The organism is Pseudomonas sp. LBUM1659 (genome assembly GCF_059716045.1).
Window position 1 is genome coordinate 5,968,849 of the sequence record NZ_CP166797.1, and the last position, 13,346, is coordinate 5,982,194.

The 13,346-nt window shown below is 60.4% G+C and carries 9 protein-coding genes; 8 read left to right on the plus strand and 1 reads right to left on the minus strand.

Features of this window, described 5'->3' with window-relative positions:
- Positions 1–60 precede the first annotated feature (60 nt).
- Positions 61–906, plus strand: coding sequence for a choline ABC transporter permease subunit (gene choW / locus ACA048_RS27285; RefSeq protein ID WP_497627033.1), 846 nt, complete (start codon positions 61–63; stop codon positions 904–906).
- The gene (gene choV / locus ACA048_RS27290; protein WP_497627034.1) at positions 903–2,081 is read left to right on the plus strand and encodes a choline ABC transporter ATP-binding protein; all 1,179 of its coding nucleotides are present in this window, start codon (positions 903–905) and stop codon (positions 2,079–2,081) included. The genes choW and choV overlap by 4 nt, the downstream gene beginning before the upstream one ends.
- A gap of 198 nt (positions 2,082–2,279) precedes the next feature.
- Here the strand turns inward: choV and ACA048_RS27295 are convergent, their stop codons facing one another.
- Entirely contained in the window at positions 2,280–4,229 is a 1,950-nt protein-coding gene (locus ACA048_RS27295; RefSeq protein WP_497629935.1) for a BCCT family transporter, read from the minus strand.
- Positions 4,230–4,609: 380 nt separating this feature from the next.
- Between ACA048_RS27295 and betI the strand changes: the two genes are divergently transcribed.
- The 6 genes from betI (at position 4,610) to mdtD (ending at position 13,285) form a co-directional block, all read left to right on the plus strand.
- Positions 4,610–5,203, plus strand: a complete 594-nt coding sequence (betI, locus tag ACA048_RS27300; RefSeq protein ID WP_477791582.1) for a transcriptional regulator BetI — start codon at positions 4,610–4,612, stop codon at positions 5,201–5,203.
- A 107-nt stretch (positions 5,204–5,310) separates the two neighbouring features.
- Positions 5,311–6,783: a betaine-aldehyde dehydrogenase gene (gene betB / locus ACA048_RS27305; RefSeq protein WP_497627035.1), complete on the plus strand. Its 1,473-nt coding sequence runs from the start codon at positions 5,311–5,313 to the stop codon at positions 6,781–6,783.
- Between the two features lie 191 nt (positions 6,784–6,974).
- On the plus strand, positions 6,975–8,678 hold the full coding sequence (betA, locus tag ACA048_RS27310) for a choline dehydrogenase (protein ID WP_497627036.1): 1,704 nt from the start codon (positions 6,975–6,977) through the stop codon (positions 8,676–8,678).
- 280 nt (positions 8,679–8,958) lie between these two features.
- Positions 8,959–10,401, plus strand: a complete 1,443-nt coding sequence (locus ACA048_RS27315) for a TldD/PmbA family protein (RefSeq protein ID WP_497627037.1) — start codon at positions 8,959–8,961, stop codon at positions 10,399–10,401.
- Positions 10,401–11,738: a TldD/PmbA family protein gene (locus ACA048_RS27320; protein ID WP_497627038.1), complete on the plus strand. Its 1,338-nt coding sequence runs from the start codon at positions 10,401–10,403 to the stop codon at positions 11,736–11,738. The genes ACA048_RS27315 and ACA048_RS27320 overlap by 1 nt, the downstream gene beginning before the upstream one ends.
- A gap of 119 nt (positions 11,739–11,857) precedes the next feature.
- The gene (gene mdtD, locus ACA048_RS27325) at positions 11,858–13,285 is read left to right on the plus strand and encodes a multidrug transporter subunit MdtD (protein ID WP_497627039.1); all 1,428 of its coding nucleotides are present in this window, start codon (positions 11,858–11,860) and stop codon (positions 13,283–13,285) included.
- Positions 13,286–13,346: the final 61 nt, after the last annotated feature.

Below are 13,346 nucleotides of genomic sequence, written 5' to 3' on the forward strand. Positions count from 1 at the left end.
TACGCCGGGCGGCTCGAGCCGTCCGGGCTGTTTATTCCTTGCATGCGGACGTTCACTACCATGCTGATTGATCAGAAAATCCCTTTAGGCCAGTACATCGCGGGCTTCGTTGAATGGTTGACGCAACACGGCGCCAACACCTTCGACGCAATCGCCGTGACACTGGAAACGATGATCCACGGCGTGACTTTTGCGCTGACCTGGTTCAACCCGCTGGCATTGATCGGCCTCATCGCGCTACTGGCACACTTCATTCAACGCAAGTGGGGACTGACGGTTTTCGTCATCGCCTCCTTCCTGCTGATCCTCAACCTGGGGTACTGGCAGGAAACCATGGAAACCCTCGCCCAGGTGCTGTTCGCCACCCTGGTCTGCGTGGTCATCGGCGTGCCGTTGGGCATTGTCGCCGCGCACAAACCGATGTTCTACACACTGATGCGCCCGGTGCTCGATCTGATGCAGACCGTGCCGACCTTCGTGTACCTCATTCCTACCCTGACCCTCTTCGGGCTGGGTGTGGTCCCGGGCTTGATCTCGACGGTGGTGTTCGCGATTGCCGCGCCTATCCGCCTGACTTACCTGGGCATTCGCGATGTTCCACAGGAACTGATGGACGCCGGCAAAGCCTTCGGCTGCTCGCGCCGTCAACTGCTCTCACGGATTGAATTGCCCCACGCCATGCCAAGCATCGCGGCCGGCATCACCCAGTGCATCATGCTGTCGCTGTCGATGGTGGTGATCGCGGCACTGGTGGGCGCCGACGGCCTGGGCAAACCCGTGGTCAACGCACTGAACACTGCTGATATCGCCTTGGGCTTTGAAGCGGGCCTGGCGATCGTATTGCTGGCGATCATGCTCGACCGTATCTGCAAACAACCCGACGCTAAAGTAGGGGGTGACGCATGAGCATTATTCGCTTCGAAGACGTCGACGTAATCTTCTCCAAAGACCCGCGAGAGGCCCTCAAGCTTCTCGATCAGGGCATGACCCGCGACCAGATTCTGAAAAAAACCGGGCAGATTGTCGGCGTTGAAAAGGCCAGCCTGGACATCGAAAAAGGTGAAATCTGCGTACTGATGGGCCTGTCCGGCTCGGGCAAGTCCAGCCTGCTGCGCTGCATCAACGGCCTCAACACCGTCAGCCGTGGCAAGTTGTTCGTCGAGCACGAAGGCAAGCAGATCGACATTGCCTCGTGCACCCCGGCAGAACTGAAAATGATGCGCACCAAGCGCATTGCGATGGTGTTCCAGAAGTTCGCTTTGATGCCTTGGCTGACGGTGCGCGAGAACATCAGTTTCGGTCTGGAAATGCAGGGTCGCCCGGAAAAAGAACGGCGCAAACTGGTGGACGAAAAGCTGGAACTGGTGGGCCTGGCCCAGTGGCGCAACAAGAAACCCGATGAACTCTCCGGCGGTATGCAGCAACGTGTGGGCCTGGCCCGCGCGCTGGCGATGGATGCCGACATTCTGCTGATGGACGAACCGTTTTCGGCACTCGACCCGCTGATCCGCCAAGGCTTGCAAGACGAACTGCTGGAACTGCAAAGCAAGCTGAACAAAACCATCGTGTTCGTGAGCCACGACCTCGATGAAGCCCTGAAGCTCGGCAGCCGTATCGCAATCATGAAAGACGGCCGCATTGTTCAGTACAGCGTGCCGGAAGAGATCGTGTTGAACCCTGCGGACGATTACGTGCGGACCTTCGTGGCCCACACCAACCCGCTGAACGTACTGTGCGGTCGCAGCCTGATGCGCACCCTCGACAACTGCAAACGCATCAACGGTTCGGTATGCCTGGATCCGGGCGGCGATTCGTGGCTGGACCTGGCGGAAGGCAACACCATCAAGGGCGCTCGCCAAAACGGCGCGAGCCTGGATCTGCAGAACTGGGTGCCGGGTCAAGCGGTTGAAGGGTTGGGTCGTCGGCCAACGGTAGTGGATTCGAACATCGGCATGCGCGAAGCGCTGCAGATTCGCTATCAGACGGGTAATAAGCTGGTGCTGCACGACAATCACAAAGTGGTCGGGATTCTGGGTGACAGCGAGCTGTATCACGCGTTGCTCGGCAAGAACCTGGGTTAAGGCAACACACACAAAAACGCCGCGAGAGGATCGCGGCGTTTTTGTTTATCGAGATATCGGGTCGATTGTGTATCGACCCTGGCGACCCCATCGCGAGCAAGCTCAGCGCCTACAGGTGTTGCGCCGTTCCTGTAGGAGCAAGGCTTGCCCGCGATGAACGCGACGCGGTGTCACTGAAACACCACATCACCTCAAGTTTTAGCTATAGACACGGCCAAGGAGCTGCCGATGGCTTTCAAACTGATCGAGCACGTCACGGGTGATCTGATCCTGGGTGAAGCCCATCAAGTCATAGTCCTGGCTGCCATTGTGCAGGTACACCTCGGCGCGGTAGTAACGCGCACGCGGTTCATCAGCGCTTTCAGCCGACGCCGTGTCGCTCGCCGCGGCCAGATAGCCATCCAGGCTCACTTCGTAGACAAAAGGGTTGCCCTCTTCCATCTCGATCCGCACGCCCATGCAGCGTTTCGACTTGCCCAGCAAGGTCTGCACATCCAGACCCTGACCACGCAATTGCACCGCCGCATCTTCCAGTGCCGGGCTGACTTGCTTGTCCATGAACCGCTGAACGATCGACTGGTTCGGCTGCAAGTCCAGCTGAGTCAAACGCTCGCTGAAACCACGACGACCGCGCGCAGCCAACTCCGCTTGCTCTTGTTCGATCTGCACGTCCTGGCGCATGGCCTTGTGCAAGCCGAACATAAAGAACACCAGCACCACCGAGAACGGCAGACCGGCCAGCACCACCATGGTTTGCATGGCTTCGAAGTTACCGGCGAACAGCAGGCCGATAGTCACCAGAGTAATCACCGCCGACCAGAAGATCCGCAGCCAGTGCGGCGCGTCTTCGTCGACATTGCCGCCCTTGCACGAAAGGTTGGCCATCATCACTGCGCCGGAGTCCGCCGGGGTCAGGAACAGCACGAAACCGACAAAAATCGACACGCCGATCACAATCTTCGACGCCGGGTAATGCTCAAGCAACTGATAGATCGCCATGGACGGCTGTTCGAGTGCCGTCTTCCCGAGTTCCACCGCCCCATGGTTCATCACCAGGTCCAGGGCCGAGTTACCGAAGATCGACAACCACGCCAGGGTGAAACCCAGCGGAATCAGCAGCACGCCGGCCACCAGTTCACGCACCGTGCGACCACGGGAAATACGCGCGATGAACATACCCACAAATGGTGCCCAGGAAATCCACCACGCCCAGTAGAACAGTGTCCACAGGCCCAACCAGCGGTCGGACTTCTCACTGTCGCCTTCGTACACGTAGAGGTCGAAGGTTTTCAGGACCACACCGTTCAGGTAGTCACCAATGTTCTGCACGAAGCCGTTGAGCAGATGCAGGGTCGGGCCGAACAGCAGCACAAAAATCAGCAAACCGCTGAACAGCACGATGTTCAGGTTGGACAGACGGCGGATACCGTTTTCCACACCGGACACAGCGGCGATGGTCGCCACGGTGCTCATCACGATGATCACAATCAGCAGGTTGGTGTTGCTGTGTTCCATGCCGAACAGGTTTTCGAGGCCCGAGGACACTTGCAACGAACCAATCCCCAGGTTCGTCACCAGACCCAGCAAGGTCACGAACATGCCAAAGCCGTCTACCGCATGACCGGCCGCGCCTTTGACCCAACGTTCGCCGACCAGCGGATACAACGCCGAACGCAGCGCCAGCGGCTGGTTATGACGGTAAGCAAAGTAGGCAACGGCCAGACCGACCAGTGCGTAAATCGCCCAGCCATGCAGGCCCCAGTGCAGGAACGTCAGCTGAACGGCCTGACGCGCCGCCATGTTGCTGGCGGCCACGCCTTCCGGCGGGTTGAAATAGTGATCCAGTGGCTCGGAAGCACCAAAGTACAACAGCGAGATGCCGATACCCGAGGAGAACAACATCCCCGCCCAGGCGCCGTAGCTGAAGTCCGGGGTATCGTCCTTGCTGCCCAGTTTGAGCTTGCCGTAAGAGGAAAACGCCAGGCCGACCACGAACACGAGGTAAGCGGCGATCACCACCATGTAGTACCAGCCGAAGCTGCGGGACAACCAGGCCTGAGCAATACCGAGCAATCTGCCGGCCTCTTGCGGGGCGATGATCAGAATGGCGGTCAACAACAGGATCAACGCGGTAGAGGTGTAGAACACCCAACCGTTGACCGTCACCTTATCGGGTGGGGTCTTTATAAGAGAGGCAGAACTCATGGCACAGATGCTCCAGGCAGTGCGAGAGAAGAACACAAGGCAACGCGTTACCCGACTAATCGGTTAGTGGGCAGCCGACCAGTGGGTGATATAAAGACACCCCGAAAAAAGCCCGAAACCCCGAGAGCGCCAGTGCGCGTAGGTTTCGAGCATTTTCGAATGTCGTTTTTCCGCCCGCTACATGTAGGAAAAACCTGTAGGCAGCGACGATTTGTCGCAGATCTTATTCTTTGTTGATTGAACGTTCAATCAAAACAAAATAGACTGGCCCTCAATCCGGTAGCCGTTTGACGTCCACCGGAAGGCCTAAGGAGATGTGCAAGATGCCCAAGGTCGGTATGCAACCCATCCGCCGCCAGCAATTGATCGAAGCCACATTGCTGGCCGTCGATCAGGTCGGCATGGGGGACGCCAGCATTGCGCTGATCGCCCGTTTGGCCGGTGTCTCGAATGGCATCATCAGCCACTACTTTCAGGACAAAAATGGCCTGATTGCCGCCACCATGGGGTACCTGATGACTGTCCTGAGCGAGAACGTCACCGCGCGCCGTTTGGCGCTGACAGATGACAGCCCGCGGGCGCATCTGCAGGTGATCATCGAAGGCAACTTCGACGCCAGCCAGGTCAATGGCCCGGCAATGAAAACCTGGCTGGCCTTCTGGGCCACCAGCATGCACCAGCCGTCTTTGCACAGGTTGCAGCGGATCAACGATCACCGTCTGTATTCCAACCTGTGCTGCCAGTTCCGCCGTGTATTGCCGCTCGATGATGCGCGCAGTGCAGCCCGTGGCCTGGCAGCCCTCATTGACGGTTTGTGGTTGCGCGGCGCGCTGTCGGGAGACGCTTTCGACACCGGGCAGGCGCAACAGATTGCTTACGAATACATGGATATCCAACTGGCCAAGCGGGTGAGTTAGAGCACACATAAACGCTCAACCCCCGAACCGCCACTGACCAGCGTCGCCAATGCTTCACGGCACGCCCAGTGGTCAACGCCAACCATTTATGCACTTGCGAGGACACTATGGCCCGTTTCGAACTGCAAAAACTCTACATCGATGGCGGTTACTCTGATGCCAGCAGCGACGCCACTTTCGAAGCCATCAACCCGGCTAACGGTGAAGTCCTCGCAAAAGTACAGCGTGCGACCAAGGAAGACGTTGAACGCGCTGTCGTCAGTGCCGAAAAGGGCCAGAAAATCTGGGCTGCAATGACCGCCATGGAGCGTTCGCGCATCCTGCGTCGTGCCGTCGACATCCTGCGCGAGCGCAACGATGAACTGGCCGCCCTGGAAACCCTGGACACCGGCAAGTCGTACTCCGAAACCCGCTACGTCGACATCGTCACCGGCGCTGACGTGCTGGAATACTACGCAGGCCTGGTACCCGCCATCGAAGGCGAGCAGATTCCGTTGCGCACCACCTCGTTCGTCTACACCCGTCGCGAGCCACTGGGCGTCGTGGCCGGTATCGGCGCGTGGAACTACCCGATCCAGATCGCGCTGTGGAAATCCGCACCTGCCCTGGCGGCCGGTAACGCGATGATCTTCAAGCCAAGCGAAGTCACCTCCCTGACCACCCTGAAACTGGCCGAGATCTACACCGAAGCCGGCCTGCCAGCGGGCGTGTTCAACGTACTGACCGGCAGTGGCCGTGAAGTCGGCACCTGGTTGACCGAGCACCCACGCATCGAAAAAATCTCCTTCACCGGCGGCACCGACACTGGCAAGAAGGTCATGGCCAGCGCTTCCGCTTCGTCCTTGAAAGACGTGACCATGGAACTGGGCGGCAAATCCCCGCTGATCATTTTCGACGACGCCGACCTCGATCGCGCCGCCGACACTGCGATGATGGCCAACTTCTACAGCTCCGGTCAGGTCTGCACCAACGGCACTCGCGTGTTCGTACCGAGCCACCTCAAAGCCGCCTTCGAAGCCAAGATCGTTGAACGCGTTGCGCGCATCCGCGTTGGCAACCCGGAAGACGAGAACACCAACTTCGGTCCTCTGGTCAGCTTCGCCCACATGGAAAGCGTGCTGGGTTACATCGCCAAAGGTAAGGAAGAAGGCGCTCGCGTGTTGTGCGGCGGCGGTCGTATGACTGACGGCGAATTCGCCAAAGGCGCATTCGTGGCCCCGACCGTGTTCACCGACTGCACCGACGAGATGACCATCGTTCGCGAAGAAATCTTCGGCCCGGTGATGAGCATCCTGACTTACGAAACCGAAGAAGAAGTAATCCGCCGCGCCAACGACACCGACTTCGGCCTGGCCGCGGGTGTCGTCACCAAGGACCTGAACCGCGCGCACCGCGTGATTCATCAACTGGAAGCCGGTATCTGCTGGATCAACGCCTGGGGCGAGTCCGACGCGAAGATGCCGGTCGGCGGTTACAAGCAGTCGGGCGTGGGTCGTGAAAACGGCATCAGCTCGCTGAACAACTTCACCCGCATCAAATCGGTACAGGTCGAACTGGGCGATTACGCCTCGGTGTTCTAAGGCGCCAGTTATGCGTCGCCCGTGATGCCGTCATCGCGGGCAAGCCATGCTCCTACAGGAATGGGAGCTGCCGCAGGTTTTGTGCATGACGCCAAATCTGTAGGAGCAAGGCTTGCCCGCGATCGAGTGCGAAGCACTCGCAAGGCCTCAAGGCACTTTCGATCTGCCACCATTCAAAGAGGGTGCATTCAATGTCCCAAGAATTCGATTACATCATCATCGGTGCCGGCTCGGCCGGTAACACCCTGGCGACCCGTCTGACTGAAGACGAAGGCGTCACCGTCCTGCTGCTCGAAGCCGGCGGCCCGGACTACCGTTTCGACTTCCGCACGCAAATGCCGGCCGCCCTGGCGTTCCCGCTGCAAGGCCGCCGCTACAACTGGGCCTATGAAACCGATCCAGAGCCACACATGGACGGTCGCCGGATGGAATGCGGTCGCGGCAAGGGCCTCGGTGGTTCCTCGCTGATCAACGGCATGTGCTACATCCGTGGCAACGCGATGGATTACGACAACTGGGCCAAGCTGCCAGGTCTGGAAGACTGGGACTACCTGAACTGCCTGCCGTATTTCCGCAAAGCCGAAACCCGTGACATCGGCCCGAACGACTACCACGGTGGCGACGGTCCGGTCAGCGTGACCACGCCGAAAGCCGGCAACAACCCGCTGTTCCACGCCATGGTTGAAGCCGGCGTGCAAGCCGGTTACCCCGCCACCTCCGACCTGAACGGTTACCAGCAAGAAGGCTTCGGCCCGATGGACCGTACCGTGACGCCGAAGGGCCGTCGCGCCAGCACCGCTCGCGGTTACCTGGACGTTGCCAAGAAGCGGTCGACCCTGACCATCGTCACCCACGCCCTGACCGACAAGATCCTGTTCGAAGGCAAGCGTGCAATCGGCGTGCGTTACCTGATCGGCGCCGCTGAAGAGCGCGTTGAAGTCCGCGCCCGCAAAGAAGTGCTGCTGTGCTCCGGCGCCATCGCGTCACCGCAGATTCTGCAACGCTCCGGTGTCGGCCCGGCCGAACTGCTGAACAAGCTCGACATCCCGGTGGTCCATGACCTGCCAGGCGTCGGCGAAAACCTGCAGGATCACCTTGAGCTGTACCTGCAATACGCCTGCACCCAACCGGTTTCGCTGTACCCGTCGCTGCTCTGGTACAACCAGCCGGCCATCGGTGCCGAATGGCTGTTCAACGGCACCGGTATCGGCGCCAGCAACCAGTTCGAAGCCGGCGGTTTCATCCGCACCCGTCCGGAATTCGATTGGCCGAACATCCAGTACCACTTCCTGCCGGTCGCGATTAACTACAACGGCAGCAACGGTGTGAAAGAGCACGGTTTCCAGGCGCACATGGGTTCCATGCGTTCGCCAAGCCGTGGTCGTATTCAAGCGAAGTCAAAAGACCCGCGCGAATACCCGAGCATCCTGTTCAATTACATGGCCACCGAGCAGGACTGGCAGGAATTCCGCGATGGCATCCGCCTGACCCGTGAAATCATGCAGCAGCCAGCACTGGACGCTTTCCGTGGCCGCGAAATCAGCCCGGGCATCGACGTGCAAACCGATGAGCAACTCGACAAGTTCATCCGTGAACACGCCGAAACCGCGTTCCACCCGTCCTGCTCGTGCAAGATGGGCACCGATGAGATGGCCGTGGTTGATGGTGAAGGTCGTGTGCATGGCATGCAAGGTCTGCGTGTGGTCGATGCCTCGATCATGCCGATCATCACCACCGGCAACCTGAACGCGCCGACGATCATGATCGCCGAGAAAATCGCCGACAAGATTCGCGGTCGCCAGCCGCTGCCGCGCAGCAAGGCTGCTTACTTCGTGGCCGGTGATGCACCGGTGCGGGGCAAGCCGATGCGGGATGTGAGCGCTACTGCTCAGTAAGACCGTTACACCAAAGTGCGCCCATCGCGAGCAAGCTCAGCGCCTACAGTTCGAGGTTGAATCACATTTTGTGATCTTCCCAATCCCGTAGGAGCCGAGCTTGCTCGCGATGAGGCCCGACCGGACAACACATCTCTACCAGGCACACCCTGGTAATCTCTCCTACACCGATCCAAGCTTGATCCTACCCCCCGCGCAGGCCTAATCTAGCGCCACGCAAACGTTTCACCCCCCTTCGCAGTACCGCAACACCACCACTCCATACCAAGGAGGTTCCCGAATGTTCGATTTCCACCCCCAGCTCAAGCAGCGCTTCGCTGCCTTGCGCACGGGCGCTGAATTCTTTTCGCTGCGTTATGTGCGCGAGTCCGGCCAGTACCTGTCGGTGCGCAAGAACGTCGCCGAGCCTCCAAGCCTGAGCCGTGATGAAGGCGCGATGCTGACCGTGCGCGTCAACGGCGTCGAAGCCTACGCCGCCACCAACGACCTGTCCCAACAAGGCCTGCAATCGGCGCTGGACCGCGCCGAACAACAAGCCCGCCGGCTCAAGCCCCATGCACTGCTCGACCTGCGTGACCACGCCGTCTCGAGCGACCGCGCCGACTACTTTTCGCCGAACCTCGACCAGCCTTTCCCGTCCTTGAGCGATTGCTACCAGTTGCTCGGCGCAGAATCCGCGTCCGTGCCCAAGGACGAGCGATTGGTGAACTGGCAGGTCAGCATCGGCATCACTCACGTCGAGCAGATCTACCTCAACAGCGCCGGTGCAGAACTGCGCCAGGCCCAACGTTTCGTCTACCCGGGCCTCGACGTCACCGCCTACGACGGCAACGACAGCCAGACCCGTAGCCTGGGTCGCGAGAACTTCGGCCAGCAGGGCGGCGCCGACGTGATTAGCCGTTGCGGCTTGATCGGTGCCGGCCCGCAAGTCGCCGATCAGGCGTTGCAATTGCTGCTCGCGCCGAACACCCCGCAAGGCCCGCGCGACCTGCTGCTGATGCCCGACCAGATGATGCTGCAGATCCACGAATCCATCGGTCACCCGCTGGAACTGGACCGCATCTTGGGCGATGAGCGCAATTACGCCGGCACCAGCTTCGTCAAGGCAGAAGACTTCGGCCACCTGCAATACGGCTCGAAACTGCTCAACGTGACGTTCGACCCGGACATCCCCGAACAGCTCGCCAGTTACGGGCATGACGACGACGGCACCGCCGCGAGCAAGCAATTCCTGATCAAGGAAGGTGTGCTGCTACGCCCATTGGGCGGCGCGCTGTCGCAATTCCGCGCTGGCATGAACGGCGTCGCCAACAGCCGCGCCTGCGGCTGGAACCGTCCACCGATCGACCGCATGGCCAACCTCAACATCGAACCCGGCGATCAACCGCTGGCGCACCTGATCGGCAACATCGAGCAGGGCATCATGATGTCGACCAACCGCTCGTGGTCCATCGACGATGCACGCAACAAGTTCCAGTTCGGCTGCGAATGGGCGCAGTTGATCGAAAACGGCGAGCTCAAAGGCGTGGTGAAAAACCCCAACTACCGGGCCATTTCCGCACAGTTCTGGAAAAGCCTCAGCGCCGTCGGTGACGCCAACACCGTCAAGGTCTTGGGTACGCCGAATTGCGGCAAGGGTGAGCCGAACCAAGTGATCCGCGTCGGCCATGCGTCGCCGGCCTGCGTGTTCAGCCATGTGGATGTGTTTGGGGGAGACGCCTGATGAGTACGTCGAACAATCAGGCCAATGCGTTCAAGGCCTTGGTCAACTGGCTGCGCGATGCGATTCGCGAGCCGGAACAGTTCACCCTCAGCTACGCCGCCGAGTCCTCGGCCTTCGTGCGTTTCAACCACGCCAAGGTGCGTCAGGCGGGTCAGGTGCAGCAGGCGAGTGTCGGCTTCAAACTGATCAACGATGGCCGGCATGCCGACCTCGACATCACGCTGGCCGGCGACCCGGAAGTGGACGTGCAGCGTCTTGCCGAAGGTCTGCAACAGTTGCGCGACACCCTGCCGTTGCTGCCTCAGGATCCGTACCTGCTGCTCAACCACAACGGCTGGCAGAGCCAGAATGTGCAGGAGCATCCGCTGCCGGACACCGAGCAGGTGGTTGCTGAAATCACTCAGGCCGCAGAAGGACTGGACCTGGTGGGCTTCTATGCGGCGGGTCCGATCAGTCGCGGTTTCGCCAGTTCCTCGGGTGCGTTTGGCTGGCATCAAGCCAACAGCTTCAACTTCGACTTCAGCCTGTTCCACGAAAATGGCCAGGCGGTGAAAGCCAGCTACGCCGGACATGACTGGAACAGCGAAGGGTTCGCCAAGCGCTTCCGGCAGGCTCGCGAGCAGTTGGCATTTCTCGGTCGGCCGTTGCGCACCTTGGCCCCCGGTCATTACCGCGCCTACCTCGCACCGGCGGCACTCGAAGAAATCATGGGCATGCTCTGCTGGGGCGGGTTTTCGGCGCAGTCGATCGCCAGCAAAACCAGTCCGCTGCAAAAGCTTTATGCGGGGGACAGTGCGTTCAGTGCGCAGGTGTCCATTGATGAAAAGGTCAGTGGCTCCTTGAGCCCGGCTTTCTCCGGCGAAGGGTATCCACGCAGTGATCTGGGGTTGATCGTCGAAGGCCAGGCCGGCGCGCAAATGGTCAGTTCACGCAGCGCGGCCGAGTACGGCTTGAGCGCCAACGGGGCGGGTGGCGGTGAGATGCCGAGTGCATTGAACATGGCGGCCGGGACGTTGCCTGAAGCCGAGATCCTCAAGCAACTGGGCACGGGTTTGTACATCAGCAATCTGTGGTACTTGAACTACTCCGACCAGCCGGGGGCGCGCATGACCGGCATGACCCGCTTCGCGACGTTCTGGGTCGAGAACGGCGAGATTCAGGCACCGGTCAGCACAATGCGTTTTGATGACAGTGCCTACAGCTTGCTGGGTTCGCAGTTGGAGGCGTTGACCGAGGAGCGGGAGTTGTTGCTGTCGGCGAGTACCTACAGTCAGCGGGCCACGGCTTCGGCGTTGTTGCCGGGGGCGATAGTCCGTCGGCTGACGTTGACCCTGTAAACACGCAACACCTGTAGGAGCTGGCTTGCCAGCGAAGGCGATTTGTCAGTCGACAATTACGTACAGATCGTTCCCAAGCTCCGCGTGGGAACGATCAACTCCAACCCGCAAGAGGTCCCATGCCCAACCGCCCGCCTCTCGACGCTGTCACTGCCCGTTGGGTGCCGTGGGTCGTCGCCATCGCTTTTTTCATGCAATCGCTCGACGGCACCATCCTCAACACCGCCCTGCCGGCCATGGCCCGGGACCTAGAGGAAGATCCGTTGCGCATGCAGGGCGTGATCATTGCCTACATGCTCACCGTTGCCTTGCTGATCCCCGCCTCCGGCTGGATCGCCGATCGTTTCGGCACCAAGAAAATCTTCTTCGGCGCGATTATTTTGTTCAGCCTCGGCTCGTTGCTCTGCGCCTTGTCGAGCAGCCTCAGCCTGCTGATCAGCGCCCGGGTGATTCAGGGCCTGGGCGGCGCACTGATGTTGCCGGTCGGGCGCCTCGTGGTACTGCGCGCCTACCCGCGTTCGGAACTGGTGCGGATCATGGGCTTCATCACCATTCCCGGACTGCTCGGTCCCTTGATCGGCCCGACCATGGGCGGCTGGATGGTCGAATACCTGACCTGGCACTGGATCTTCCTGATCAACCTGCCCGTCGGGTTGGTCGGCTGCTACGCCGTGTGGAAATTCATCCCGGACCTGCGCGGTTCTGAGCGGACCCGTTTCGATAGCCTGGGATTTGTGCTGTTCGGCGCGGCGATGATTCTGATCACCATCGCCATGGAAGGCCTCGGTGAACTGCATCTGCCCCACCTGCGTGTGATGCTGCTGCTGTTCGGTGGCATGGCTTGTCTCGCGGCGTACTGGTTGCGCGCCGGGCATACTGAAAACCCGCTGTTCGCCCCGTCGCTGTTCAAGACCCGAACCTTCGCCGTGGGCATCCTCGGCAACCTGTTCGCCCGTCTCGGCAGCGGCGCCCTGCCCTTCCTCGTGCCGTTGTTGCTGCAAGTGGCGCTGGGTTATTCGCCGTCACAGGCCGGGATGAGCATGCTGCCGCTGGCTGCGGCGGCGATGATCGCCAAGTGGGTGGCGCGGCCGCTGATCGAACGGTTGGGCTATCGCATCGTGCTGACCGGCAACACCGTGGCGCTGGGCATCATGCTCGCGAGCATGGGCCTGGTCAGTGAACAGACGCCGTACTGGCTGCTGCTGTGCCTGCTGGCGATTCTCGGGGCGATCAACTCCCTGCAATTTACCGCGATGAACACCGTCACCCTGATCGACCTCGACGATGCCAGCGCCAGCAGCGGCAACAGCCTGTTGTCGGTGGTCGCGCAATTGTCCCTGAGCCTGGGCGTTGCCTGTGCCGGTGCATTGCTCGGCGGTTTTACGGCAGAGATCGGAAACGATGGCGTTGCGACGGTTTTGGGCGCGTTTCAACTGACGTTTGTCACGGTCGGAATCATGGCAATGCTGGCCGCGACCATCTTCTCGCAGCTCTCAAAGGAAGACGGACGGCGCGTCAGGCGTCCGGAAGAACACATCGAACCTTAGGGTGAATGGCCCCGGGACTGATACACTGCGCGACATTTTGTTTTGCAGGCCAGTCCCGTGA